General features: G+C 65.3%; 22 protein-coding genes and 1 tRNA gene. 14 read left to right on the forward strand and 9 right to left on the reverse strand.

What is annotated here, in order from left to right; translation table 11 throughout:
- Positions 1-320 precede the first annotated feature (320 nt).
- On the forward strand, positions 321-815 hold the full coding sequence (locus ACETK3_RS06075) for a hypothetical protein (protein WP_237429857.1): 495 nt from the start codon (positions 321-323) through the stop codon (positions 813-815).
- A gap of 9 nt (positions 816-824) precedes the next feature.
- Here the strand turns inward: ACETK3_RS06075 and ACETK3_RS06080 are convergent, their stop codons facing one another.
- Positions 825-1,880, reverse strand: coding sequence for a LacI family DNA-binding transcriptional regulator (locus ACETK3_RS06080; protein ID WP_237429858.1), 1,056 nt, complete (start codon positions 1,878-1,880; stop codon positions 825-827).
- Positions 1,881-1,882: 2 nt separating this feature from the next.
- Positions 1,883-3,628, reverse strand: a complete 1,746-nt coding sequence (locus ACETK3_RS06085; protein ID WP_373462195.1) for a glycoside hydrolase family 13 protein — start codon at positions 3,626-3,628, stop codon at positions 1,883-1,885.
- Positions 3,629-3,806: 178 nt separating this feature from the next.
- Between ACETK3_RS06085 and ACETK3_RS06090 the strand changes: the two genes are divergently transcribed.
- The gene (locus ACETK3_RS06090; RefSeq protein WP_236801120.1) at positions 3,807-5,177 is read left to right on the forward strand and encodes an FAD-binding oxidoreductase; all 1,371 of its coding nucleotides are present in this window, start codon (positions 3,807-3,809) and stop codon (positions 5,175-5,177) included.
- 21 nt (positions 5,178-5,198) lie between these two features.
- Here the strand turns inward: ACETK3_RS06090 and ACETK3_RS06095 are convergent, their stop codons facing one another.
- From ACETK3_RS06095 to ACETK3_RS06110, 4 genes are all read right to left on the reverse strand, one after another.
- Positions 5,199-6,617 carry a DUF4032 domain-containing protein gene (locus ACETK3_RS06095; RefSeq protein WP_236801121.1) on the reverse strand — a complete coding sequence of 473 codons (1,419 nt, stop codon included), beginning with the start codon at positions 6,615-6,617 and terminating at the stop codon, positions 5,199-5,201.
- A gap of 146 nt (positions 6,618-6,763) precedes the next feature.
- The gene (locus ACETK3_RS06100; RefSeq protein ID WP_236801122.1) at positions 6,764-7,846 is read right to left on the reverse strand and encodes an ABC transporter ATP-binding protein; all 1,083 of its coding nucleotides are present in this window, start codon (positions 7,844-7,846) and stop codon (positions 6,764-6,766) included.
- 216 nt (positions 7,847-8,062) lie between these two features.
- Positions 8,063-8,899 (reverse strand): trehalose-phosphatase, encoded by an 837-nt coding sequence (otsB, locus tag ACETK3_RS06105; RefSeq protein ID WP_236801123.1) that lies wholly within the window; start codon positions 8,897-8,899, stop codon positions 8,063-8,065.
- Positions 8,889-10,391: a trehalose-6-phosphate synthase gene (locus ACETK3_RS06110; RefSeq protein ID WP_236801124.1), complete on the reverse strand. Its 1,503-nt coding sequence runs from the start codon at positions 10,389-10,391 to the stop codon at positions 8,889-8,891. The genes otsB and ACETK3_RS06110 overlap by 11 nt, the downstream gene beginning before the upstream one ends.
- A gap of 177 nt (positions 10,392-10,568) precedes the next feature.
- Here ACETK3_RS06110 and ACETK3_RS06115 point away from each other — a divergent pair, with 177 nt between their 5' ends.
- The 5 genes from ACETK3_RS06115 (at position 10,569) to ACETK3_RS06135 (ending at position 15,723) form a co-directional block, all read left to right on the forward strand.
- The gene (locus ACETK3_RS06115) at positions 10,569-11,456 is read left to right on the forward strand and encodes a thioredoxin domain-containing protein (protein WP_236801125.1); all 888 of its coding nucleotides are present in this window, start codon (positions 10,569-10,571) and stop codon (positions 11,454-11,456) included.
- 147 nt (positions 11,457-11,603) lie between these two features.
- A tRNA-Thr gene (locus tag ACETK3_RS06120) sits at positions 11,604-11,677 on the forward strand.
- A 71-nt stretch (positions 11,678-11,748) separates the two neighbouring features.
- On the forward strand, positions 11,749-12,174 hold the full coding sequence (locus tag ACETK3_RS06125) for a ChaB family protein (protein WP_236801126.1): 426 nt from the start codon (positions 11,749-11,751) through the stop codon (positions 12,172-12,174).
- An 84-nt stretch (positions 12,175-12,258) separates the two neighbouring features.
- A complete protein-coding gene (locus ACETK3_RS06130; protein WP_237429859.1) occupies positions 12,259-14,430 on the forward strand; it encodes an elongation factor G-like protein EF-G2 in 2,172 nt (723 codons plus the stop codon).
- A 39-nt stretch (positions 14,431-14,469) separates the two neighbouring features.
- Positions 14,470-15,723 (forward strand): MFS transporter, encoded by a 1,254-nt coding sequence (locus tag ACETK3_RS06135; RefSeq protein WP_237429860.1) that lies wholly within the window; start codon positions 14,470-14,472, stop codon positions 15,721-15,723.
- A gap of 100 nt (positions 15,724-15,823) precedes the next feature.
- On the opposite strand, the gene mmsB is transcribed toward ACETK3_RS06135, so the two are convergent.
- The 3 genes from mmsB to chvE form a co-directional block, all read right to left on the reverse strand.
- The gene (gene mmsB, locus ACETK3_RS06140) at positions 15,824-17,101 is read right to left on the reverse strand and encodes a multiple monosaccharide ABC transporter permease (protein ID WP_236821314.1); all 1,278 of its coding nucleotides are present in this window, start codon (positions 17,099-17,101) and stop codon (positions 15,824-15,826) included.
- A 4-nt stretch (positions 17,102-17,105) separates the two neighbouring features.
- Complete coding sequence (gene mmsA / locus ACETK3_RS06145) at positions 17,106-18,635, reverse strand: multiple monosaccharide ABC transporter ATP-binding protein (RefSeq protein WP_236821315.1); 1,530 nt, start codon at positions 18,633-18,635, stop codon at positions 17,106-17,108.
- Positions 18,636-18,743: 108 nt separating this feature from the next.
- Entirely contained in the window at positions 18,744-19,874 is a 1,131-nt protein-coding gene (chvE, locus tag ACETK3_RS06150) for a multiple monosaccharide ABC transporter substrate-binding protein (RefSeq protein WP_373462192.1), read from the reverse strand.
- A gap of 266 nt (positions 19,875-20,140) precedes the next feature.
- Here chvE and araB point away from each other — a divergent pair, with 266 nt between their 5' ends.
- The 7 genes from araB (at position 20,141) to ACETK3_RS06185 (ending at position 26,598) form a co-directional block, all read left to right on the forward strand.
- On the forward strand, positions 20,141-21,913 hold the full coding sequence (gene araB / locus ACETK3_RS06155; RefSeq protein WP_237429861.1) for a ribulokinase: 1,773 nt from the start codon (positions 20,141-20,143) through the stop codon (positions 21,911-21,913).
- Positions 21,910-22,638 (forward strand): L-ribulose-5-phosphate 4-epimerase, encoded by a 729-nt coding sequence (locus tag ACETK3_RS06160; protein WP_306970371.1) that lies wholly within the window; start codon positions 21,910-21,912, stop codon positions 22,636-22,638. The genes araB and ACETK3_RS06160 overlap by 4 nt, the downstream gene beginning before the upstream one ends.
- 28 nt (positions 22,639-22,666) lie before the next feature.
- A complete protein-coding gene (gene araA, locus ACETK3_RS06165) occupies positions 22,667-24,187 on the forward strand; it encodes an L-arabinose isomerase (RefSeq protein ID WP_237429863.1) in 1,521 nt (506 codons plus the stop codon).
- Positions 24,188-24,193: 6 nt separating this feature from the next.
- Entirely contained in the window at positions 24,194-25,192 is a 999-nt protein-coding gene (locus tag ACETK3_RS06170) for a LacI family DNA-binding transcriptional regulator (RefSeq protein ID WP_237429864.1), read from the forward strand.
- 77 nt (positions 25,193-25,269) lie between these two features.
- Positions 25,270-25,473 carry a hypothetical protein gene (locus ACETK3_RS06175; RefSeq protein WP_237429865.1) on the forward strand — a complete coding sequence of 68 codons (204 nt, stop codon included), beginning with the start codon at positions 25,270-25,272 and terminating at the stop codon, positions 25,471-25,473.
- Positions 25,474-25,565: 92 nt separating this feature from the next.
- A complete protein-coding gene (locus ACETK3_RS06180) occupies positions 25,566-25,868 on the forward strand; it encodes a DUF4193 domain-containing protein (protein ID WP_142131097.1) in 303 nt (100 codons plus the stop codon).
- A gap of 184 nt (positions 25,869-26,052) precedes the next feature.
- Complete coding sequence (locus tag ACETK3_RS06185) at positions 26,053-26,598, forward strand: hypothetical protein (RefSeq protein WP_236821317.1); 546 nt, start codon at positions 26,053-26,055, stop codon at positions 26,596-26,598.
- Positions 26,599-26,668: the final 70 nt, after the last annotated feature.

Raw genomic sequence — 26,668 nt, forward strand, 5'->3', positions numbered from 1 at the left:
ACCGCCCGCGGGTACCGCAACGCCGCCAACTACAAATCGGTTATTCTCTTGAGAAGTGCCGTCAGGACGGCGGCATGACGCTCATTCCAGGGATCCATTTCCCCACGAACCGCGAAGAGCCGGTAAACGATCAACCCCCGCTCACTTCTGGCGGGTAAACCATCGACCCCCGCTCACCTGGTAACGATGCCTTGAGAGCGGGCCTTCAGCGAAACCCTGCCAAACGTGAGCGGGCGTCGGGGGAAAACCTGCCAGATGTGAGCCGGCGCCGGGGAGAACGGCAGGAGCTGATGGGGGCGTCGCGGGTAGGATGGTCCCTCATGAGCAGCATCTTCAGCCACGCCCAGGATCCTTTCGAAGAAGCAGGACGGCCAGCAGTTGACCCCCTGGAACCTGTGGTGAACACAGTGGTTGTTCCAGGGCCAGTCGCCCGCGCCTTCGCCGGCTTTACCGACCACGCCCACCTGTGGTGGCCCTTGGAACAGCACGGGGTGTATGGCGCCGCTTCTTACGTGGAGTTCGAAGAAAACCTGATTCTCGAGACAGCTGACGACGGCCGCACCACCATCTGGGGAACCCTTGATGACTGGCAGCCGCCCCTGTCATTCCATGCCACCTGGCACCCCGGCACCACAGCCCTTTGGTCCACCGAGCTCCTGGTAGTGTTCCGCGCGGTGGAAACGGGTACGGAGGTCCGCGTCTTCCACGAGGGCTGGGAGGGCGCTGAGGACCCCGCAGCAGCGCGGCGGAAATATGAGGAAGCTTGGCCGCTCATCCTCGAGAGGTTTGCCCGGTTCATGGGCAGCGCAGCCTGAACTTCCTGCCTAAGCGCGCTGTCTGGCAGCCTCTGGCGGGACAGCTGTACTGGTCCGGATAACGAACTCCGTGGGGAACTCCTGGTCCTGTGCTGCGGCCGCTGCCGTGCCGCCGTCGGAGTCCCCGCCCGGCTTTTCGAGCAAAGCCAAGGCAGTCGCGGCCGCCAATCGGCCCTGCCCCCGCGGATCCTGGTTGACGGTGGTGAGTCCAAAAGTTTCGGCGAGTTCGTGCCCGTCGATCCCGACGACGGAGAGGTCCTGCGGAACCTGCAGTCCAAAGTCGCGGGCGGCAAGCATGATGCCCACGGCCATCTCGTCTGAGGCAGCGAAAACTGCGGTAGGGCGTTCGGAGCTGGTGCCCAGCAGCCGGCGGCCCGCCGCATACGCACCCTGGATGGTGAAGTCGGCGGTCGCGTTCCACTCGGGCCTTATCGTCAGCCCGGCTGCAGCCATGGCGGAGGCGAAACCCTTCTGGCGCAGCTGCGGGAGCTTGAAGTCGCGGTTCAACTCCCCGTATCCAGTAATGTGGGCGATCCTGCTGTGGCCCAGCCCAATCAGATGGCGGGTGGCGAGGGCAGCCAGCCCCTCGTCGTCAATCCTGATCGTTGACGCTCCCCGCAGCGCACCGCCGATGCCCACGATGGGGCGGTGCACTGCCAGCAGCTGTTGGATCTCGTCCTCGCTGAGTACCAGCGCCACGGCAATGACGGCGTCCAGGCGTTTTCTGAGCAGGAAGTCGTTCAGGATGCTGCTGCGTCGCTCGGGCTGCTCGCCCACGTTGTACAGGGTCAAGTCGTAGCCCGCGTCCAGCAGGGTCTCCGAAACGCCTTCCAGCACGGAGGAGAAGTACCAGCGCTGCACGTTGGGCACCACCAGCCCGATATTGTGGTTGCGCCCGGACGCCAGGCTGGACGCGTGGTAGGAAGGGACGAAGCTGAGTTCCCGGGCCGCCTCCTGTGCAAGCCGGCGGCTCTTTGCCGAGACGTTCGTCTTGCCGCTCAGTGCCCTCGAGACTGTTGCCACTGACAGGCCAGCCCGGCTGGCAACCTCTTTGATACCTGCCATGGTCAATCTGCGATGGTGAAGTCCGGTCCAAGCTGTATCCATGCGGTCTCGCCGGAGGCAAGGGCATGGGCGGTCTCCGTGGGGAGGCTGCGGATCAGCACGTGGCCTGCCGGCATCTGCAGCGGCTCATGGTTCAGGTTCATGAGGACCAGCGTAGTGCCGTTCAGGTAGCCCAGGGAGGACCCCGTGCACCAGTCTTCCGCCCAGGACAATGAGCCCCTGCCCAGGTCCAGCTGCCGGCGGTGCTCCAGGGCATCACGGTACAGGGAGAGGTGGGACGACGGTGATTTTGCCTGCAGATCCCGCGCCAGTGACCCGAAGGAGGCTGGAATGGGCAGCCACGGATCTTCACCCGAACCAAAGCCGAGGTGCCGGTCACCAGCGCGCCATGGCAAGGGCACCCGGCAGCCGTCGCGCCCAAGCCGCTGTCCGGCGGTCCGGCCGAATGTCGGATCCTGGCGGAGGTGGCCCGGGATGTCGATGCCGTCCGGCAAGCCCAGCTCTTCCCCCTGGTACAGGTATGCGGCACCCGGCAGCCCAAGCATGAACAGTGAGGCGGCGGCAGCGCGGCGACGGCCCAGTGCTTCGTCCGGCTGGGGGTCTGCGGAACCAATGCCGTCCCCGTCCCGTGGACCCTGGCCGTTGTAGCCAAAACGGGTGGCATGGCGGACAACATCGTGGTTGGAAAGCACCCAGGTGCTCGGGGCACCAACACCGTCCAGGACCGTCAGCGAGTCGGTGATGACAGAACGCAGCCGGTACACGTCCAGGCCCGCGTGGAGATAAGGGAAGTTGAACGCCTGGTGCATCTCGTCGGGCCGAACCCAGTGTGCCAGCCGCTGCAGGTCGACACTTGCCTCGGCGCAGAGAATCCGGTCCGGCCCGTATTCGTCCAGGACCAGCCGCCACTTCCGGTAAATGTCGTGGACGCCGGGCTGCCCGAACATCGGTGCCTCGTGGCCGGGGTACCCATCGCTGCTGCCGCCGTCAGCGCGTCCCCCCCATTCCGGGAGGCCCGGCGCTTTGACCAGGGCGTGGGCCACGTCCACCCGGAAACCAGAGACGCCGCGGTCCAGCCAGAAGCGGAGCACCCGCTCGAACTCCGCATGGACGCCGGGGTTGTCCCAGTTGAAGTCCGGCTGGGAGGAATCAAAGAGGTGCAGGTACCACTGACCGGGTTGGCCGTCGGGCCCCAGCACTCGCGTCCAGGCGGGCCCGCCAAAGTGTGACTGCCAGTTATTCGGCGGTTCCTGTCCGTCCGGCCCGGTTCCGTCCCGGAAGATGAACATGTCCCGCTCCGGGCTTTCGGCCGGTGCTGCAAGGGCCGCTTGGAATGCAGGATGCTGGTCCGAACAGTGGTTTGGCACCAGATCCACGATCACCCGCAGGCCCAGCCGGTGCGATTCAGCCATCATGACGTCGAAATCGCCGAGCGTGCCAAAGATGGGGTCCACGTCGCAGTAGTCACTGACGTCGTAACCGGCATCGCGCTGTGGGGAACGGAAGAAGGGGGACAGCCAGACGGCGTCGACGCCCAGGTCCGCAAGATGCGGCAGTTCCTCAGTAATACCGGCCAGGTCGCCCACGCCGTCGCCGTTCAGGTCCCGAAACGACCGAGGGTAGACCTGGTAGATCACGGCGGAGCGCCACCAGCCCGGAGCCGGATCGGCGGCGTGGATGAGGGTGAGTGGGCCAGCGGAGGTGGAAGTGTCGTGGCTCACAGTTTCGACTGACATGGAAGTCAGCATAACCACGTGCGGTGATTTAATGAAAACGCTTCCATCTTTGTTTCCTTGCAACGCGTGACCGTCTTCTCCACCATTCACGGAAAGGAACTGGAAGCGGTTGCGGTACAGGGTAGTTCGGAGTCATGCCAAAACCGCGTCCTAGACTGGGAAGATATGTCCGACGACGGATGGAGGCTTTGTGGGAAGCATCGTTGACGAACTGGAAGCGGTCCTGGCTCCGGGGCAGCTGGATGTGAGCGAGGTGTCGCTCCGCCGGTATGCGATCGACCAGGCGCCGGTCATTGACTTCCAGCTTCCCCTGGCCGTGGTGTTCCCGGAATCGGTGGCCGATGTCCAAGCTGCGGTGAAGGTGTGCGCCGGCAGCGGGGTGCCCATCGTGCCCCGCGGCGCCGGTACCGGGGTGTCCGGCGGCGCCCACGCCACGAATAACTGCATCATCCTGTCGTTGGAGCGGATGGACCGTATCCTTGCGCTGAACCCCGACGACGAAACAGCCGTCGTCGAGCCCGGCGTAGTCAACGCCGTCCTCAACGAGGCGGCCGCAGGGCACGGCCTCATGTATGCTCCGGATCCGGCCAGTTTCCGCAGCTCCACCATTGGCGGCAATGTGGCCACCAACGCAGGTGGCCTGCGTTGCGCCAAGTACGGCGTCACAAGGGACTCCGTCCTGGCGCTGGATGTCGTCCTTTCTGACGGGTCGCTCATCCATACCGGCCACCAAACCTTCAAAGGCGTGGCGGGCTATGATCTCACGAGCCTGTTCGTCGGGTCCGAAGGAACCCTGGGCATCGTCGTCGGCATCACCGTGCGGCTGAAGTACCTGCCCGGGGAAGTCCACACCGTGGCGGCCTTCTACCCGGACTTCCGGATGGCTGCTGCGGGAGTCCTGGCCGTAGGCAGGGCACGCGTCCAGCCCGCCATCATGGAGCTGCTCGACGGCGGGACGCTGGCCCAGCTCGATGAGATCCACGGCTCTGACCTCAGCACCCGTGGAAAATCCCTGCTGCTGATCCAGACGGACGGGTTCGGAGCTGCCGCGGAGGCCGACGTGGTGCGCCAAGTCCTGCGCGATGGCGGTGCTACCGTAACCACCGAGGCAAGCTCCGAGGCTGAGCGGCTGGTGGAGCTCCGGAGGCACAGCAGGGGCACCGAGGTGGACGATGAGTACCGCGTCGGTGAAGACGTGGCTGTTCCCCGGTCCCGGCTGGTGGACTATGTGGCAGCCCTTGAAGCCATGGCTGCGGAACAGCAGGTGCACCTCAAAGTGGTGGCACACGCCGGCGACGGCAACCTCCACCCCACGTTCTGGATCGACCGGCAGGGGGCAACCGTGGACGCGGGCGCCATGCAGCGGCTGCAGGCGGCGCTGGACGAGTCGATCACTGCGGCCCTGGCCATGGGCGGCACTATCACCGGGGAGCACGGTGTAGGCCAGTACAAGCTCCGGTGGCTGGGCCAGGAGCAGCCGGAACCTATCCGGGAACTCCAGCGCAGGATCAAGGACCTGTTCGATCCCGCCGGGATCCTCAACCCCGGAAAGGCCATCTAGGACCCGGTCATCCGCAGTTAGTCAGTCGTCCGAGTCCGGGTATTCGTCCGCGGATTCGTCGGCCCCGTAGCGGGACTCCTCGTTTTCCACCTCGAGGATCTTCAGCAGCTCGGTGTCCGGGTTGAGCATGATGGCGGCCTCGTCCCGCCGGTGCCGCAGGATCGAGTCGATGTAGGACTGCACGGCCTCTGCCAGCGGAATGTGGCGCTCCTGCTTCTCCGACATGTACCACCGGTGCTCCAGGACCTCATGCACCACCTCGGCGTGCTCGAGCTTGCCGGAGAGGTCCCTCGGGATGGAGCGCACGATCGGCTCGAAGATCTGGCTCACCCAAAGGTGGGCGCTGTATTCCTCGTCCATCTCCGGGTTGTTGTCGGCCCGGAACGAGTCCATGTCATTGAGGAGGCGGCGGGCCTGGTTCTCCTGCGCATCCAGGCCCGTGAGCCGCAGGAGCCGCCGCTGGTGGTGTCCCGCGTCCACCACCTTGGGCTGCAGCTGGATGGTGGAGCCGTTCTGGGTGGTCTTGATGGCGTACTCCTCGACGTCGAAGCCGAGTTCGTTCAGCCGCCGGATGCGGGCGCCCACGCGCCAACGCTCGCCGAGCTCAAAGGATTCCTTCTCGGTCAGCTCAGCCCACAGCCGCCGGTAGCTGTCCATGATCAGCTCGCTGGTGGCCACCGGGTCCACCTTTTCCTCGATAAGCCCGCCGTCCAGCAGGTCCATCAGCTCGCCCGCGATGTTCACGCGGGCAATCTCCAGGTCGTATTCACGCTGGCCGGTGGAGAGGTCCGGGTAGAGCTCACCGGTTTCAGCGTCCACCAGGTACGCGGCGAAAGCACCGGCATCGCGGCGGAACAGGGTGTTGGACAACGAGACGTCGCCCCAGTAGAAGCCGATGAGGTGCAACCGCACCATGAGCAGTGCCTGCGCGTCGATGAGACGGGTGAGGGTGTCCTTGCGAAGCATCTGGGAAAAGAGCGCGCGGTAGGGCATGGAGAACTTCAGGTGGCGGGTCACGAGCACCGGGTTGAGTGGGCGCCCGTCGGGGGTAGTGCGCCCCGTGATCACTGCCACCGGCTCCACGCACGGGACGTCCAGACGGGCGAGTTTGCGGAGCATGTGGTATTCGTGGCGGGCCACGTGCTCGGAGGTTTCCTTGATGGCGATCACGGAGCCGCCCAGGTGCGCGAACCGCACGATGTGCCGGGAGATGCCGCGGGGCAGTGCAGCCAGGTACTCTGCCGGCCACTCCTCCAAGGCGATATGCCATGGCAGGTCCAGCAGTTCGGGATCAGCCGCCGCGGCCGTGATGTTCAGCGATGAAGCTACCGAGGCCGCCTTGTTGTCATCGGCGCTGGCTGCCACGAACCGGGGCAGCTTGCCGATCTGCGCGTAGTCGGTGGGTTCGTCGTGCCACTGGGCGCTGTATTCCTCGGTCATGGCTCAATTCTTCCGTACTCGGGGCAGGGCGGCTAAATCCCATGCAGGCATGGGTTAAAGGCCGACGGCGGCCCGCCAGTAAGGAGGGCCGCCGTCAGTTGCGTGCGTGGGATGGGCCCACGCAGGCTAGGGAACGGTGGGGAGGACTAGTCGCCGAGGCGCAGGCCGGTCTTGGTGTCGAACAGGTGCACGTGGCCCGACTGCGGACGGACGTAGATGACCTCGCCCTTCATCGGAGGACGGCGGCCATCGACGCGGGCCACGATGTCGTGGTCCTTACCATCAAGGGTGGTGTGGCCGTAGACGTAGGCGTCGGCGCCGAGTTCTTCGACGACGTCGACCTCCACCTTCAGGCCTTCACCGTGCGGAGCGGTTTCCAGGTCCTCGGGACGGCTGCCCAGGGTGACCGTGGAGCCGTGGGCCTCTTCGAGGACGTCCCGCGGCACGGGGTAGACGGTGCCGCCGAACTGCACGCCGCCGTCGACTACGGGGAGTTCCAGCAGGTTCATGGCGGGGGAGCCGATGAAGCCGGCAACGAAGACGTTCTTGGGGCGGTCGTAGAGGTTGCGCGGGGTGTCAACCTGCTGCAGCAGGCCGTCCTTCAGCACGGCGACGCGGTCGCCCATGGTCATGGCCTCCACCTGGTCGTGCGTCACATAAACGGTGGTAACGCCCAGGCGGCGGGTCAGGGATGCGATCTGGGTGCGGGTCTGGACGCGGAGCTTGGCGTCAAGGTTGGACAGCGGCTCATCCATGAGGAAGACCTGCGGGTTACGGACGATTGCGCGGCCCATGGCAACACGCTGGCGCTGGCCGCCGGAGAGTGCCTTCGGCTTGCGGTCCAGGTACTGCTCGAGGTCAAGGAGCTTTGCGGCTTCGCGGACGCGCTCGGCGCGCTCTTCCTTGGAGACGCCGGCGATCTTGAGGGCGAAGCCCATGTTGTCGGCCACAGTCATGTGCGGGTACAACGCGTAGTTCTGGAAAACCATCGCGATGTCGCGGTCCTTCGGGGGAACATCGGTGACATCGCGGTCGCCGATCAGGATGCGGCCTGCGTTGACGTCCTCGAGGCCTGCCAACATGCGCAGGGAGGTGGACTTGCCGCAACCGGAGGGTCCAACGAGGACCAGGAATTCGCCATCGGCGATGTCGATGTTGAGCTTATCGACGGCGGGCTTTTCGGTGCCCGGGTACAGACGCGTAGCGTTGTCAAAAGTAACTGTAGCCACAGTTATCAATCCCTTCACCGGCAGGTACGTGCCGGACGATCCGTTGTGAATGGTTCATTTTTATTCAGTTTTGTTCCTGCAAAATGCTCCGCGGCTTCCGCGGAGCATCGAGTGACGCCGCACGCTTGTTGTGCGCCACATCACACAAAGAGTATGCCAGAGGTTGCTCTTTTTAGCGTAAATGTTACGAACGTCACAACTCTTGCTGACCGTCCCTTAACCGGAGGCCGCCTGGGGGTCTTCTTCAGCCACGGCGATGCTCCGCTCCTGGAGCAGTGCTTCCAGCAGCTCTGCCACGTGGAGAGGAGCCTCCACCCGGTACTGGGCCTGGGTGAAATCGAGGCCGACCTTGACCCCGACATCGCTGGGTTCGAGCCTGCCAAAGGCGTCCTCGTCCGTGACGTCATCGCCTGCGAACAGCACAGCGGTGGCCCCCGTTGCCTGCCTCAGGAAAGCAACGCCTTCGCCCTTGGAGGCGTGAACCACCGAGGTCTCCAGGACGCGCTTGCCCTCTTTCAAAAACACGCCCCTGCGGTCCTGCAGAACCGACTTGGCAGCTGACACTGCGTCCTCCGCCACGTCGTCCGGGGCTTGGCGGGTGTGCAGGACGACGCCGGCAGGCTTGTACTCCAGGGAGGTGCCGGGAGCGTGGGCCACGATGTCCGCCAACTCGGCCCGCACTTCTTCCAGGAGCGCTTTTTGGTCCTCTTCCAAAGAAAGTTCCGTGGAGCCTGGGCCCAGCCACGCTTCGGCGCCGTGGCTGCCGATCAGCAGCGTGTCCACCGGCGGGGACGCAACCTCCCGCAGGCTGGCGAGGGCGCGGCCCGAGATGAGTGCCGTCGTCGTGCGTGGAAGCACGGCGAGGCCCGCAAACGCTGCGGCTGAACGCGGAAGCGGCCGGGCATCCGGTGCACGGTCCACGATCGGCGCCATGGTGCCGTCAAAATCCATGGCCACCAGCAGGTGCTCCGTCCGGGCGATCCGGCGCAGGGCTTCCCGGAGTTCGGGAGTGAGCGCCAGGGGTGCCCTGGTGCCGCGGCCGTCAGGAGTCATCGCGGACCACCTTTTCGTTCAGCGCGTTCAGGAAATCGGCGGACCAGTGGTCAACGTCGTGGTCCAGGATCTGCCGGCGCATGGACCGCATACGCCGGGCGGCTTCGCGGGGGCTGAGTTCGACGGCGGTCATGATGGTGTTCTTGAGGCCGGCGATATCGTGCGGGTTGATCAGCAGGGCCTGCTTGAGCTGGTCTGCTGCGCCGGCGAATTCGCTCAGCACCAGGGCGCCGTCGTTGTTGTTGCGGGCGGTGACGTATTCCTTGGCGACGAGGTTCATCCCGTCCCGCAGGGCGGTGACCAGCATGACGTCAGCCGCCAGGTACAGCGCCACCATCTCCTCCACCGGGTAGCTGTGGTGCAGGTAGCGGACCGCCGTGTTTTCGATTGTGTCGTAGGTGCCGTTGATATGGCCCACAGTGCCCTCGACCTCCTCACGGAGGAGACGGTACTGTTCCACGCGCTCGCGGCTGGGGGAGGCCACCTGGATCAGGGTCGCATCGCCCACGGTGAGGCGGCCGTCCGCCAGGAGTTCCTCGAAGGCCTTCAGCCGGTGCCGGATGCCCTTGGTGTAGTCCAGCCGGTCCACCCCGAGCAGGATGGTCTTGGGGTTGCCCATGTCCTGCCGGATCTGCCGGGCACGTTCGATGATGTCGGGCCTGGCGGCCAGCTCGCTGATCTGCTTGACGTCGATGGAGATGGGGAAGGCCTGTGCGCGGGCAATGTGCGTCAGTTGGCCGTTGTGGTCCTTGACGTGCACCTGCTGCTGCTTGACGCTGGCACCCAGGAAGCGGCGGGCGGAGCGCATGAAGTTGCCGGCATCGCTGACGCGCTGGAAGCCCACCAGGTCGGCGCCGAGCAGGCCGTCGATGATGGCCTGGCGCCACGGGAGCTGGGCGAAGATTTCCGGCGGCGGGAACGGGATGTGGTTGAAGAATCCGATGCGCAGATCTGGCCGGGCCTCGCGGAGCATCCGGGGAACCAGCTGCAGCTGGTAGTCCTGGACCCAGATAGTGGCGCCCTGGTCGGCGTGGCGGACGACGGCGTCGGCGAACCTGCGGTTGACCTTGCGGTAGGCGTCCCACCAGGTGCGGTGGAACTCCGGTGGGGCGATGACGTCGTGGTACAGCGGCCAGAGGGTGGCGTTGGAGAAGCCTTCGTAGTACAGCTCCACGTCGTCGGTGCTGAGCTGGACCGGGACCAGGTCCATGCCGCCGTGGCTGAACGGCTTCACGGTTTCGTCCGGTGCTCCATGCCAGCCGACCCACGCGCCGTCGGTCTTGGTCATCATGGGCGCCAGCGCGGTCACCAGGCCGCCGGGGGACCGGCGCCAACCGGAGCCGTCGTCGCTGTCGTCGCCCGGCGCCACGCGGTCCACAGGCAGTCTGTTGGAGACCACCATGAAGTCGTACTTCGTATGGCCGGCGTGGCTGGAACCGGATCCGCCGGCCGTTGCTGTGCGGGCGGGTTTTTCCTGGACGGGTGTTTGCATTGCGGCCCCCTGGGGTTGCTTGTGCCTCTAAGCCACCCTAGCCGGACGGAATCATCGGGGCTATTCGTCCGTTGGTCAAGCCGAAGGAATAGTTGAACCCGCAAGCCATCAGCTTTCTCCCCTAAAATGTTGGGGTGCCACGAAGTGGTCCCCTACGTCGACCGACCCAAGGAACTCATGAGCCCCGCAAACGAAGTACGTAAGTCCAAGGCTGAGCGAACGGCGGAGGCGCGCGAAAAAGCGCGCCTGATCCGGGAAGCCCAGGCAAAGAAGGACAAGCGCAACAAGCTGCTGATCGGCTGGGGCATCGTGGCGGCGGTGGTGGCCATCCTGGTGGTCGTGGGCCTGGTGGTTGCCGGCAACATCCAGCGGAATGCCCCGATCGCGGACCAGGGACCCACTCCTGCCAACGCCAACGCCCACGGCGGCGTGACGCTGCTGGCCAATAATGAGGTAGCCAAGACGGAGCCGGCCACCGTTGACGCCAGTTCCCTGGGTGATGCTCCGAAGACTCCGCCCGCCCAGGTGGTGGCCCCCGGTGCAGAGGCTGAGGCCGGAAAACCGGTCAAGGTGGTCCTGTACATCGACTTCATCTGCCCGGTCTGCAAGAACTTCGAAACGCAGTACAACGACCAGCTCACCACGCTGCGAAACGATGGCAAGATCACCGTCGAGTACCGCGCGCTTGGATTCCTGGACAGCCGGTCCACCACCAACTACTCGTCCCGTGCCGCTAACGCTGCAGCCTGTGTGGCCAACACGGCCCCGGAAAAGTACTCCGACTACTTCAACGCCCTGTTCGCCCAGCAGCCCGCAGAGGGCAGCGCCGGCCTGTCCGACAACGACCTGAAGAAGATGGCGTCTGACATGGGCGTGAACATCAACTCCTGCGTGGATGACAAGACCTACCGCCCGTTCGTGAAGTTCACGACGAAGGAAGCGTCCGCCATCGGCGTTACCGGTACGCCCACCGTCTTCGTGGACGGCAAGCAGTGGGGCAAGGGAGACAGCGCCCAGACGCCGTTCCCCGACTTCCTGCAGGCCGCCATCGCCGCCAAGGGCTAGGAATCAACAGCGCTGGCAGGGGCCCGTTCCGGAACGTTTCCGGGGCGGGCCCCTGCTTTCGGGCAACACCTGCAGCAGCGTTTTTACGCCCGGCGGGAGTTGGGCTAACCTTATCTAGCGCCTTCTGGCGCATGCCCCCAGGGGCGCGCCTCCTTAGCTCAGTTGGCCAGAGCACCGCTCTTGTAAAGCGGGGGTCGTCGGTTCGAATCCGACAGGGGGCTCAATGCAACCTCCGGGTCTAAGCTGGATCCATCCAAATGATCAGCGTGCTGACTAAAGGAGGATGGGTGACATGCCCAAGACCGGCAAGAACGACCATGCCCGCAAGGAAGAGCTCCCCTCGACCCTGCAGCGTTCTGACCAAAAGGCCCAGGACACCTTCGCCAAGACCTACGATTCCGCCCTTGAGTCCTATGACCAGGACGAACAACGGGCCGCGCGTGCAGCGTATGCCTCGCTGAAGCACAGCTACGAGAAAGTGGGCGACCACTGGGAGCCCAAGGAAAAACGCGGCCCGTCGGACAAGCGCGCGGAACAGGGCATCCGTTCGTCGGAACCCACCGCCGGCGGCGTGGACGCCAACGCTTCGAAGGATCACCTCTACAAGCTGGCCAAGGAATTGGATGTCAAGGGCCGTTCGAAGATGGACAAGGACGAGTTGGTGAAGGCACTCCAGAAGGCCAACGACGCAGCCACCCGCAAAGCCCGCAGTAAATAGCCTTCGCTCTTGCCGTCCCGCCGTCCAAGGTGTCGAATCGAAGGACACGTTCGGTCCGGTCGGCAATGATGCCAGGAGGTTCCAATGTCGGTGAAGAGCACCAAGGAGTCAGCGCGGGCGGCAGGCGGCAGGAACGGGCCTGATGCCAGGCGTGCCGACCAGGCCGGCGGCATCGCGGCGCAGGACCCGGCCCGCATCCGGAACGTGGCGCTGGTGGGACACTCCGGCGCAGGGAAGACCATGTTGATCGAGGCCCTGCTCGCAGCCAACGGCATGATCACCCGCAAAGGCTCCATCGCGGACGGGTCGACAGTCAGCGACTCGGACCCCGCGGCAGTGCACCAGCAGCGGTCCGTCACGCTGTCCCTGGTGCCGCTGATGCTGGATGACGTCAAGGTGAACCTCCTGGACACTCCGGGCTACCCGGACTTCATCGGTGAGCTGCGGGCGGGCCTCCGGGCTTCGGATGCCGCACTCTTCGTGGTCTCCGCCGTCGACGGAATCGACGCAACCACCACCGCCCTGTGGGGCGAGTGCGCGCACATGGGGCTGCCACGCGCCGTCGTCATCACCCGGGTGGACCATCCGCGCGCAAATTACGACGCCGCCCTTGCCGCCTGCCAGAGGGCGTTCGGCGAGGGCGTCCTCCCGCTGTACGTCCCGGTGCGGTCAGGAGGCGGGATTACCGGCCTGTTGGGCCTGCTGTCGCAGCAGGTGACGGACTACTCCGCCGAAGAGGCAGCACCTGAAGCCCGTCCGGCAGCGGCCGATGAACGCGCGGAGGCCGGGGCTGCCAGGGGCACGCTCATCGAGGGCATCATTGCCGAAAGCGAAGATGAGTCGCTGATGGACCGCTACCTGGAAGGCGAGGACATGGACACCGCGGTGCTGGCCGCCGACCTGGAAACCGCCGTGGCCCGCGGCTCGTTCTTTCCCGTGCTGCCCACGTCTGCCGTCACCGGCCTTGGCACCGCGGAACTGCTGGACCTGCTGGTCCGCGCCTTCCCGCCTCCGGTGGAACGCAGCCTGCCGGACGCCGCCGACCTGTCCGGCCAAGCGGCCGGACGCCTGGCCTGCGATCCTTCCGGTCCGCTCGCCGCCGAAGTGGTGCGCACCTCCAACGACCCCTTCCTGGGCCGTATCTGCCTGGTGCGGGTCTTCTCAGGGACGCTGCGCGAGGACTCGCCCGTCCATGTAGGTGGCCACGGTCTGGCTGACCGTGGCCACCAGGACCACGACACCGATGAACGCGTCACCCATATCTACTCCCCGCTGGGAGCCACCCTGCGGCCCGTTCCCTACTGCGTGGCGGGGGACATGTGCGCGTTGGCGAAACTCGGCAGCGCCGAAACCGGGGACACCATCTCCAGTCGGGAAAACCCGCTCCTGCTGGCCACCTGGGAGATGCCGGAGCCGCTGCTGCCGGTCGCGGTGGAGGCCGACTCCCGCAGCGACGAGGACGCCCTGGCCCGCAGCCTGGGCAGGATCGCGGCGGGAGACCCAACCCTCCGTGTGGACCGGAACACCGAAACGCACCAGCTGGTGCTGTGGTGCATGGGCGAGGCGCACGCCGAAGTGGTCCTTGACCGGCTGCGCGAACAGGGCGTGAAGCTGCATACCGTGGCCGTGGTGACGCCGCTGCGGGAGACCTTCGCAGCCGCCGCCGCCGGCCATGGCCGGCATGTCAAACAGTCCGGCGGCCACGGCCAGTACGCCGTGTGCGACATCGAGGTGGAGCCGCTGGATCGCGGCGGCGGGTTCGAGTTCGTGGACAAGACGGTGGGTGGAGTCATCCCGGGAACGTTCATCCCATCCATTGAGAAGGGGGTGCGGGCGCAAATGGAGAAGGGGGTCTCTGCGGGATTTCCTGTGGTGGACGTGCGCGTGACCCTCACGGGCGGCAAGGCCCACAGCGTGGATTCATCCGATGCGGCGTTCCAGGCGGCGGGGGCCCTTGCGCTCCGGGAGGCGGCGGCCGCGGGTAAGGTCCAGCTGCTGGAACCCGTGTCCTCCGTGTCCATCACGGTTGCCGACGAACACGTCGGCTCCGTGATGAGCGATCTGTCCGGCCGTCGGGGGCGCCTTACCGGCACCACCTCGTCGGGGGAGGGGCTCACGGAGATCAGCGCGGAGGTTCCGGACCAGGAACTCCTGCGGTATGCCGTGGAACTGCGGGCCCTGACCGCCGGCACCGGTCGGTTCCGCCGGCAGTACCTGCGGCACGAGCCGGTACCGCCGAACTTCAGCCCATCCTGATCCGGTCCGGACAGGAAGAATGATGCGGGGCGCCGCCCAGTGAATGCTGCAGCTCGTAAGATCCAGACCGTCTACCTGACGCTGACGTTGGGGAACACCCTTGCGGCGTCGTTCATTTGGGGAATCAATACGTTGTTCCTGCTCGATGCCGGGCTGAGCAACCTGGAGGCGTTCGCCGCGAATGCATTCTTCACGGCCGGGATGGTCCTGTTTGAGGTGCCCACAGGGGTGGTGGCGGACAGCTGGGGGCGCCGCACCTCCTTCCTGCTGGGCACGGTGACCCTGGCCGGGTCCACCTACCTCTACTACCTGCTGTGGCAGTTGTCCGCGCCGTTCTGGTGGTGGGCCGCCGTGTCGGCCCTCCTTGGCCTTGGGTTCACGTTCTTCTCCGGGGCAGTGGAAGCCTGGCTGGTGGACGCGCTGCACTTTTCCGGCTACGACGGCGGCCTGGAAACCGTCCTGGGCCGCGGCCAGATCGTTTCCGGCATCGCCATGCTGGCAGGGTCAGTAGCTGGCGGGGTCATTGCCCAGGCCACCAACCTGGGCGTGCCGTTCCTGCTGCGCGTCGTCGTCCTGGTGGCAATGTTCGTGGTGGCTTTCCTGCTGATGCACGACGTCGGCTTCACACCAGAGCGCTCGGCCCACCCCCTGCAGGCCACACGCGCAGTCCTGAAGGCGTCCGTGGACGGCGGGCTGAGGAATCCGCCGGTGCGGTTCATGATGCTCGCTGCCCCGTTCACCGAAGGCGTTGGGTTCTACGTCTTCTATGCCCTCCAGCCCTACCTGTTGCAGCTTTTTGGCGATCCCAAGGCTTATGCCATCGCAGGCCTGGCAGCGGCCATCGTGGCGGGAGCAGACATCGTCGGCGGCTGGCTGGCGCCCCTGGTCCGGAAACTGGTCCGCCGCCGCACCACCGTGCTGATCGCTTCCACGGTCGCCAGTTCGGTGGTCCTGGTGGTGCTCCTGGCCACGAAGGTCTTCTGGCTGGCGCTGGTGCTCCTGGCCCTGTGGGCCGTGGTGGCCTCCGCAGGCACCCCGGTGCGCCAGGCCTACCTCAACGACATGATCGCCTCGAAGCAGCGGGCCACGGTCCTTAGCTTCGCCTCGCTTATGGGCTCCAGTGGGGGAGTGGTGGTGCAACCCGTGCTCGGCCGGGCCGCCGACCTCTATGGCTACCCTGCATCGCTGGCATTGGGCGGCGCGGTGCAGTTGCTGGCGGCACCCTTCATGCTGCTGAGCCGGCGCCGGCGCGCGCCGGCCGACTTCGCCGCGGGCCTGGCCGCCGCACCCTGATAGGGGCGGAAAGCGCTGGAGCCGGGAACAGGGAAGGCCCCCGTTGCCGGGACTGGGTCCGGGCAACGGGGGCCACCACGAGCGCAGGTGGAGATCCGTCCTACTTGACGCCTGCTTCCACTGCTTCGCTGGCCGGAGCCGGCTTCTCCTGTGCGGGCGGAGGGGAGGTCTTCAGCTTGAAGCGTTTCCCAATGTCGCCGCCGCCACCGCTGCGGTTCTTGTTGAAGATGTCGAAGCCCACGGCGACAAGGAGCACCAGGCCCTTGATGAGCTGCTGGTAGTCGGTGCCAAGGCCCAGGATGGACATGCCGTTGTTGAGCACGCCCATGATGAGTCCGCCGATCATGGCTCCGGCGACGGTTCCGATACCGCCGGTGACCGCGGCGCCGCCGATGAAGGCCGCGGCGATGGAATCCAGTTCGAAGCCGGTTCCACCGGCCGGCTGCGCCGAGTTGAGCCGGGCGGTGAAGACGAGGCCCGCCAACGCGGCCAGCACGCCCATGTTTACGAAGAGCCGGAACGTTACGGCCTTGGTTTTGATGCCGGACAGTTCAGCCGCATGCAGGTTGCCGCCGATGGCGTACGTGTGCCGGCCGAAGACACTGTTGTTCATGAGGGCCGTGTACGCGATCACCAGGGCGGCCAGGACCACCAGGACAATCGGGGTGCCGCGGTAGGACGCCAGCAGGAACGTGATGATGAGCATGAGCAGCGCCGTGAAGGCGGTCTTGATGACGAACCACACCAGGGGCTCGCTTTCGAGGTCGAACTTCCGGCGGATCCGGCGTTCCTTGAGCGCTTGGATCAACAGCGCGGCCGTGGCCCCGACGCCCAGGATGACCGTGAGCCACTCCAGTACGGAGGTGCCGCCGGTGAGGTCGGGAAGGAAACCGCCGCCGAGGGCCCGCAGTTCGGCCGGGAAGGGGGTGATCTGCTGGTTCTTCAGGGTGATGAGGGTCAGGCCCCGGAAGATCAGCATGCCCGCCAGTGTGACGATGAAAGCTGGAATCCCCACGTAGGCGATCCAGTAGCCCTGCCAGGCGCCCACCAGGGCGCCGACCAGCAGGCAGGCGGGGATGGCGGCCCACCATGGCCAGCCCCAGTGCACGATCATGACGCCGGCCACGGCGCCGATGAACCCGGCCACCGAGCCGACGGAAAGGTCGATGTGCCCGGCGATGATCACCATGACCATGCCGATGGCCAGGATCAGGATGTAGCTGTTCTGGACCACCAGGTTGGTGACGTTTTGTGGTTCCAGCAGGATCCCGCCGGTCAGTCCCTGAAACAGCAGGACAATCAGGATCAGGGCAACGAAGATGCCCACCTGGCGCAGTTGGCTTGTGAGGAATCCGAGCGATTCTCTGAGGGCGGACATTTCGCTATTCCTTCTCTTTGGTCATGTAGTGCATCAGGGTTTCCTGGGTGGCCTCGGCAATGGGAACTTCACCTGTGATGTGGCCGGCGGCCAGCGTGTAGATGCGGTCGCAGATGCCCAGCAGTTCAGGCAGTTCCGAGGAGATGACGATGACAGCTTTTCCTTCGGCCGCGAGTTTCCCGATAATCGTGTAGATCTCGTATTTGGCGCCAACGTCGATTCCCCGTGTGGGTTCATCGAGGATGAGCACGTCCGGATCGGAGAACATCCACTTGCTCAGCACCACCTTCTGCTGGTTGCCACCGGAGAGCTTTCCGGTAATGGCCGCCACCGACGGAGCCTTGATGTTCATGCTCTTCCGGTAGCCGTTGGCCACCACGGTTTCCTGGTTCTTGTCCACGAAGCCGCGTTTGGCGAGCTTGCGCAGGGCCGCCAGGGAGATGTTCCGCTTGATGTCCTCGATGAGGTTCAGGCCGTAGTGCTTGCGGTCTTCCGTGGCATAGGCGATGCCGTTCCTGATGGCGTCGGACACCGTGGCAGTGTTAATTTCCTCGCCGTACTTGTAGACCTTGCCTGACGTGGCGGTTCCGTACGTGCGTCCGAAGACGCTCATGGCAAGCTCGGTGCGCCCAGCGCCCATGAGCCCGGCCAGTCCTACCACTTCGCCCTTCCGGACGTACAGGTTGGCGTTGTTGACCACCATGCGCGTGTGGTCCTGGGGATGGCGCACTGACCAGTCCTCGATCCGCAGGACTTCCTCGCCGATGTGCGGCTCGCGGTCCGGGTACAGGCTCTCCAGGTCCCGGCCCACCATGCCGCGGATGATCCGTTCCTGCGTGATCTGGCCTTCGTCCAGCCGAAGCGTCTCAATGGTTTTGCCGTCCCGGATGATGGTGACTGCATCAGCCACCTTGCGGATCTCATTGAGCTTGTGGCTGATGATGATGCTGGTGACGCCCTGGCCCTTCAGGTGGAGGATCAGGTCCAGCAGGTGGCCGGAATCCTCGTCGTTAAGGGCGGCAGTGGGCTCGTCCAGGATGAGCAGCTTCACTTCCTTGGACAGCGCCTTGGCGATTTCCACGAGTTGCTGCTTGCCCACGCTGATGTGCTGCACGGGGGTGACAGGGTTTTCGTCGAGGCCGACGCGGGCCAGCAGCTTTGCTGCCTCCAGGTTGGTCTTGCGCCAGTCCACCCACCCGTTGGTGGCTTGTTCATTGCCAAGGTAGATGTTCTCGGCAATGGACAGGTACGGGCTGAGGGCCAGTTCCTGGTGGATGATGACGATTCCGCGCTTTTCGCTGTCCGAGATGCTGGAAAAGTGGCAGGGCTCGTTTTCGAAGAGGATTTCCCCCTCGAAGGTGTTGTGTGGATAGACGCCGGACAACACTTTCATGAGCGTTGACTTGCCGGCTCCGTTTTCCCCGCAGATGGCGTGGACCTCGCCACGGTTCACATCGAGGGTGACGTCCTGCAGCGCTTTCACGCCGGGGAACGTCTTGGTGATTCCTCGCATTTGAAGAATGGGTGTGTTCATCGTCAATTCCCACTGACTGTTCGGAGCTTGCCTTCCTGCTGCTGCAGGAGGCTGCGGGTGGGGCTGTGGCCCGGGACGGATACCCAGGCCACAGCCCCCTGACGCTGACTACTTGACGTCGGCGTCGGTGTAGTAACCCGAGTCGATCAGTTCCTTCTTGTAGTTGTCCTTGGTGATGATCACGGACTTCAGCAGGAACGCCGGGACAACCTTGACCTTGTTGTTGTAGGTCTTGGTGTCGTTGGTTTCCGGCTCCTGGCCCTTGAGGACCGAATCGACCATCTTGACGGCCTGCGCGCCGAGCTGGCGGGTGTCCTTGAAGATGGTGGAGTACTGCTCGCCGGCGATGATGGACTTGACGGAACCCTTTTCGGCGTCCTGGCCGGTGACCACGGGCAGGCTGCCCTTGGCGTAGCCGCCGGTGCTGGTGAGGGCGGAGAGGATGCCGATGGACAGGCCGTCGTACGGGGAGAGGACGCCGTTCAGCTTGGTGCCCGAGCTGTAGGCGGAGGTGATGATGTCCTCCATGCGCTTCTGCGCCACCGGTGCCTGCCAGCGAAGGATCGCGGCCTGCTCAAACTTGGTCTGGCCACTGGGGACCTTCAGGGTGCCGGCGTCCATGTACGGCTTCAGGGTGTCCATGGCGCCGCTCCAGAAGAAGTTGGCGTTGTTATCGTCGGGGCTGCCGGCGAAAAGCTCGATGTTGAACGGCCCCTTGCCGTCAACCTTCTTGCCGCTGGCGTCCAGGAGGCCCAGGCCCGTCAGCAGTGAGGTGGCCTGCTGCACACCCACGGTGTAGTTGTCGAACGTGGTGTAGTAGTCCACGTTCGGGGTGCCGTTGATCAGGCGGTCGTACGCGATGACCTTGACGTTCTGGTCCTTGGCCTTGGCCAGGACGTCGGTCAGGGTGGTGCCGTCAATCGCGGCGATGATCAGGGCCTTGGCGCCCTTGGTCAGCATGTTTTCGATCTGCGACACCTGCGTGGGGATGTCGTCATTGGCGAACTGAAGGTCTGTCTTGTAGCCGAGGTCCTTCAGCGACTTCTCGACGTTGGCGCCATCGGCAATCCACCGTTCGGAGGTCTGGGTGGGCATCGAGATCCCGACCAGTGAATCGCCGGGCTTGGCGGCACCGCCGGATTCGGTGGCGGCTCCGCCCCGGGAGCCACAGCCGGTGGCGCCCACCGTCAGGGCGAGGACAAGGGCCACCGCGCCCATGAGTTTTTTGATTCTCACCATTTTCTCCTTCCGCGGCAGCATTGCCGCGAAGTGTTGTTGGACAGGCAGCACCGACGCTTCCTGGTCCTGGTCACATTGTTGATGTGTCGGTTCAATATAGACCGCTTTGTGAACGCTAACAAGAGCAAGCCATCGAAATTTCGCAACTTTTTCGGTTCCATTGACTTCTTTCTTGTTAGCGTTCACACTTGCTGCAGCACCTAGCTTGACCCCGACCCCTACAAACCCGGTAATGAGGCCTCCCGCCTCCCGGACGGAGGCCACCCATGCCAGAAACGTTGTTCACTTCCAGCTCCGACTCCCGCCAAGACCACTACGTCATCGGGGTGGACTACGGCACCCTTTCGGGCCGTGCCGTGGTGGTGCGGGTCCGCGACGGCAGGGAACTCGGCAGCGCCGTCCACGAGTACCCGCACGCGGTGGTCACCGATTCACTGCCCGAAGACACGGCGGGCGCCGAATCCGGCGGACGTCCCGCAAGGCTTCCCGGTGAATGGGCACTTCAGGTGCCCAATGACTACCGGGAAGTCCTGCGCAAGGCGGTCCCCGCCGCAGTGGCGGACGCGGGGATCGACCCTGCCGCCGTCGTCGGCATCGCCACAGACTTCACCGCGTGCACCATGGTGCCGGTCAAGGCTGACGGCACCCCCCTGAACGAACTGCCCGGCTTCGCCAACCGGCCGCACGCCTATGTGAAGCTCTGGCGCCACCACGCAGCGCAGGGGCAGGCTGACCGGATCAACCGGCTCGCTGCCGACCGGGGCGAGGACTGGCTTCCACGCTACGGGGGACTGATCTCCTCCGAATGGGAGTTCGCCAAGGGCCTGCAGCTGCTGGAAGAGGACCCGGAAGCCTACGCCGCCATGGACCACTGGGTGGAGGCGGCCGACTGGATCGTATGGCAGCTGTGCAGCCGGTACGTCCGCAATGCCTGCACTGCCGGCTACAAGGGCATCTACCAGGATGGCCGGTATCCGTCCGAGGACTTCCTGGCGGCCCTGAACCCGGACTTCAAGGACTTTGTCAGCTCCAAGCTGGAGCACACCATCGGTCGGCTGGGGGATGCCGCGGGCACCCTTACCGCCGAGGCTGCTGCCTGGACCGGACTGCCGGAGGGCATCGCCGTGGCCGTGGGAAACGTTGACGCGCACGTCACGGCCCCGGCTGCCAAGGCCGTGGACTCCGGCCAGCTGGTGGCCATCATGGGCACCTCCACCTGCCACGTCATGAACGGCACCGAACTCCGCGAAGTGCCCGGGATGTGCGGGGCAGTGGACGGCGGGATCGTGCCCGGCCTCTGGGGCTATGAGGCCGGCCAGTCCGGCGTGGGGGACATCTTTGGCTGGTTCACCAAGTACGGCGTCCCGCCCGAATACCACCAGGCTGCCAAGGATGCGGGCCTGGGCATCCACGAGTACCTCACCGAACTCGCCTCGCGGCAGGCCATCGGGGAGCACGGCCTGATCGCCCTCGACTGGCACTCGGGCAACCGTTCGGTCCTGGTGGATCATGAGCTCTCCGGGATCGTGGTGGGCCAGACGCTGGCTACCAGGCCGGAGGACACGTACCGGGCGCTGCTTGAAGCCACTGCTTTCGGGACCCGCACCATCGTGGACGCCTTCCGCGACGCCGGTGTCCCGGTCAAGGAATTCATCGTGGCCGGCGGCCTGCTCAAGAACAGACTCCTGATGCAGATCTACGCGGACGCCACCGGCCTGCAGCTGTCCACCATCGGCTCGGAGCAGGGACCTGCGCTGGGCTCGGCCATCCACGCTGCCGTGGCCGCGGGCGTGTATGCGGACATCCGCGAAGCCGCCGACGCCATGGGCGCCGAACCCGGGGAGGTGTACACCCCCATCCCGGAGAACGTCGCCGCGTACGACGAACTGTTCCAGGAGTACAGGACGCTGCACGACTACTTCGGCCGCGGCAGCAATGACGTCATGCACCGGCTCAAAGCCATCCAGCGCAAGGCGGCGCGGACTGGGCTGCCGGGGACTGGCAACCTGTCAGCTACCGCTGTGGAGGTGTCCGCATGACCGCCGGTACCGGTGTAACTTCGGCGATCCTGCAAACCATCGCCCGGATCCGGGAGGAAGTCTGCGCCCTGCACGCCGAGCTCACCAGGTATGAACTGGTGGTGTGGACCGCAGGCAACGTTTCGGCCCGTGTACCGGGAACAGACCTCATGGTCATCAAGCCCTCCGGCGTCTCCTACCAGGAGCTGACCCCGGAGCAGATGATTGTGACCGACCTGCACGGCACCCCGGTTCGGGGCACCAACGTCGGTGGTGGCGGGACCGTGGATTGGGGCAACCCGCCGCTGTCGCCGTCCTCGGACACGGCCGCCCATGCCTACGTGTACCGGCACATGCCCGACGTGGGCGGGGTGGTGCACACCCACTCCACCTACGCCACCGCCTGGTCCGCCAGGGGAGAAGCCATCCCGTGCGTGCTGACCATGATGGGTGACGAGTTCGGCGGTGAGATTCCGGTGGGACCGTTCGCGCTGATCGGCGATGACTCGATCGGCCAGGGGATCGTGGAGACGCTGAAGAACTCCAACTCGCCCGCGGTCCTGATGCAGAACCACGGCCCGTTCACCATCGGCAAGGATGCCCGGTCCGCCGTGAAGGCAGCCGTCATGTGCGAGGAAGTTGCGCGGACCGTGCATATTTCCCGGCAACTCGGTGAACCGCTGCCCATCAAGCAGGACCACATCGACTCCCTCTACGCCCGCTACCAGAACGTGTACGGCCAGTAGGCCAAGAACCGACTTTCCAGGAGAATCCATGAGCACCGCAGCAAACACCTCCCTCGACGGCTACGAGGTCTGGTTCCTCACCGGCAGCCAGCACCTCTACGGCGAGGAGGTCCTCAAGCAGGTAGCTGCCCAGTCACAGGAGATTGCCAACCAGCTCAACGCATCCTCCGCGGTGCCGGTGCGGATCGTGTGGAAGCCGGTCCTCACCGATTCGGACGCCATCCGCCGCACCGCGCTGGAAGCGAACTCGGACGATTCCGTGATCGGCGTGACTGCCTGGATGCACACCTTCAGCCCCGCCAAAATGTGGATCCAGGGCCTGGACCTGCTGCGCAAGCCCCTGCTGCACCTGCATACGCAGGCCAACCGCGACCTGCCCTGGGCGGACATCGACTTCGACTTCATGAACCTGAACCAGGCCGCGCATGGCGACCGCGAGTTCGGCTACATCCAGTCACGCCTGGGCATTGCCCGGAAGACGGTCGTCGGGCACGTCTCCAACCCCGAGGTCGCCCGCCAGGTCGGTTCCTGGCAGCGCGCCGCCGCCGGCTGGGCTGCCGTCCGGACCCTGCGGCTGACGCGCTTCGGGGACAACATGCGCAACGTGGCCGTCACCGAGGGCGACAAGACGGAGGCCGAGCTGCGGTTCGGCGTCGCGGTAAACACCTGGTCCGTGAACGAACTCGCCGACGCCGTGCACGGCGCTGCAGAGTCCGACGTCGACGCCCTGGTGGCGGAATACGAGGACCTTTATGACGTGGTGCCGGAGCTCCGCGCAGGCGCGGCCCGGCACGAATCGCTGCGGTACGGCGCCCGGATTGAACTGGGATTGCGCAGCTTCCTGGAGGGCAACGGGTCCGCGGCATTCACCACGTCCTTCGAGGACCTGGGTGCGCTCCGCCAGCTGCCCGGACTGGCGGTGCAGCGGCTCATGGCCGCCGGTTACGGCTTCGGCGCCGAAGGCGACTGGAAGACCGCCATCCTGGTCCGCGCCGCCAAGGTGATGGGTGCCGGCCTGCCCGGCGGTGCCTCCCTGATGGAGGACTACACCTACCACCTGGAACCGGGCTCCGAGAAGATCCTGGGCGCCCACATGCTGGAGGTCTGCCCCTCCCTGACCGCGCAGAAACCGCACCTGGAAATCCACCCGCTGGGCATCGGCGGAAAGGAAGACCCCGTTCGCCTGGTGTTCGACGCTGACGCCTCCCCGGGCGTCGTCGTCGCCCTGTCGGACATGCGGGACCGATTCCGCCTGGTGGCCAACGCCGTCGACGTCGTTCCCCTTGACCAGCCGCTGCCCAACCTGCCCGTGGCCCGTGCCCTGTGGCAGCCCAAGCCGGACTTCGCCACCTCCGCCGCCGCCTGGCTCACCGCCGGCGCCGCGCACCACACCGTCCTCTCCACCCAGGTGGGGATGGATGTGTTCGAGGACTTCGCGGAAATCGCCAGGACCGAACTGCTCACCATCGACGAAGGCACCACCATCCGCCAGTTCAAGAAAGACCTGAACTGGAACGCCGCCTACTACAAGCTGGCCGGGGGGATCTGACCACGCATGGTGCGGCGGCCGAGGCTTGAGGACGTGGCGGAGCTGGCCGGCGTCTCGCACCAGACAGTGTCCCGGGTAGTCAACTGCCACCCGAATGTGAGCGCGGGGACCCGTGAGAGGGTGGAGGCGGCGATTGCCCAGCTGGGCTACCGCCGCAACTCCGCTGCCCGGAGCCTGGTCACCCGGCGCTCGCAGACCATCGGGGTGCTGGCCAGCGAACTCTCGCAGTACGGGCCTGCCAACACTTTGCTGGGGGTGGAACGCGCCGCACGGGACGCCGGGTACTTCGTCAGCGTCGCTGCCCTGCGGGAGGTCAACCGCGATGCGATCCTGGCTGCCGTCCGGCATTTCCTGGACCAGTCGGTGGAAGGCATCGTGGTGATTGTTCCGCACCTTGAGATGCCCGCCGCCCTCGCGGAACTGCCCCTTGGAGTGCCTGTGGTGGCCGTGGGGACCACAGGAAACGACGCTGTTGGCGGGGTCAAGGTGGACCAGCGCCGGGGGGCCGAACTGGCCGTGCGGCACCTCATCGGGCAGGGCCATGTCCGCATCGGACACGTGGCCGGGCCCCAGGACTGGATTGATGCGGTGGCGCGCGCGGACGGCTGGCGGTGCACCCTGGACGCGGCCGGTCTCGAGGCCGATCTCATGATCGAGGGGGACTGGAGCGCCGGGAGCGGTTATGCCATTGGCCGGCAAGTGGCAGCCACCCGACGTGCCACTGCGCTGTTTGTGGGCAACGACCAGATGGCGCTGGGGGTCCTGCGTGCCTTGAATGAGGCGGGCATCAAGGTACCGGAGGACATATCCGTGGTGGGCTTCGACGACCAGCCCGAAGCCGGCTATTTCAGCCCGCCGCTGACGGTGGTCCGGCAGGACTTCGAAGAACTGGGCCGGCGGTGCATGGACATGATGCTCAAGGCACTGGACGGTATGGACGGGCTGCAGACCCTGGTGGTGGAGCCCGAACTCGTCCTGCGCAGCAGCACCGCTCCGCCCTCCTGAGCTTCCGGCAGCCGATTTAATCCGGGGGAGACTTACACGAAACGTGGCCACAACAATCGCTGCGTACGTTGGCAGGCATGACGGCAACCCTGCTTATCCGGCTCCGCGACTGGCTGCTGGACACGTTCACGTATGAATCCGAGTCCCAGGCCACAGGCGCTATGGCTGACGCCACCCGCTGGGGCTGGCTGCCGGCACTGAGCGGGGTGTCCGCGGGAGCGGATCACGCCCGCTCCGAGCATGCGGCAGCAGGGGCCGAAACCAGCGCTATGTCTGGTTGAGCACACTATTGCGCCACTAGCGTTGTAATGCCCTAAACTGCTTCACTGAGGTGCCTGAAATGGCGCTGCGCAGCAACGAAAGTGAACACGCTATGGCTACCGATTACGATGCTCCACGCAAGCAGGAAGAAGAGTCGCCCGCTGACTCTCTCGAGGCCCTCCAGGCGTCACGGAGCGGCAACGCGCAGACGGCGGTTATCGATGTTGACGAAAACGACACCGCTGAAGGTATCGACCTGCCCGGCGCCGACCTGTCCAACGAGGAACTGACCGTTATTGTGGTTCCCGAGCAGTCCGACGAGTTCACCTGCTCGTCGTGCTTCCTGGTCCGCCACCGGTCACAGGTTGCACGTGAAAAGAACGGCCTGAAGTACTGCCGCGACTGCGAAGGCTAAGACTTTTTCCTGGTTTTTCCTGCACCGGCCGCCCCTGGGGTGGCCGGTGCTTTCTTGTCCTGAGTTTCTTTTTGGAGCCGTTGATCTGCGGCCGCCGTCGTTATCAAAATGACCCCTCGTCTCCGGGGAGGAACACTCCTACGCTGGAAGCATCCAATGGCTTTGAATCCTGGATGGCACAGCAATGAAAAAGTTCTCCATCTGGCTCGCAGCCCTCATGCTGGCTGTAGGGCTGGGAATCGTAGTCCAGGGACCTGCCTCGGCGGCTCCCTACTGCGGGCTCACCTGGGGCTCGCTGGCGAAATCCGGGCAGGACACCGGTACCGCATCCGTCACCAATGTCCGCACGGGGCGGCACTACTGCTTCGACCGGCTGGTGGTTGACCTCAACGGCCCTGCCGTCGCCTACACCGTTCAGTACGTGCCGCGGATTGAGCAGGAGGGCTCGGGGCTTCCCATTCCGGTGCGGGGTGGTGCGCGCCTGCACATCAGCATCAAGGCGCCCTCCTACGACGAGAACGGCAACGCCACCTACAACCCCGCGGACAGGAACGAACTCAGCAACGTTTCCGGCTACCAGACCTTCCGCCAGGTCGTCTCTGCAGGAAGCTTCGAAGGGTACACCAGCCTGGGCCTGGGCGTCCGCGCCCGCCTTCCGTTCCGGGTCTTCACCCTTGACGGTCCGGGTTCCGGCTCCCGCGTGGTGATCGACGTGGCGCACTATTGGTGACCGATCCGTCGTCGTAAAACCAAAAAGGTGCCGCGCCCCTGACGGGGCACGGCACCTTTTCTGCGCTGTC

This window comes from Arthrobacter sp. E44 (assembly GCF_041877125.1).
In the GTDB taxonomy this organism is placed as follows: domain Bacteria; phylum Actinomycetota; class Actinomycetes; order Actinomycetales; family Micrococcaceae; genus Arthrobacter.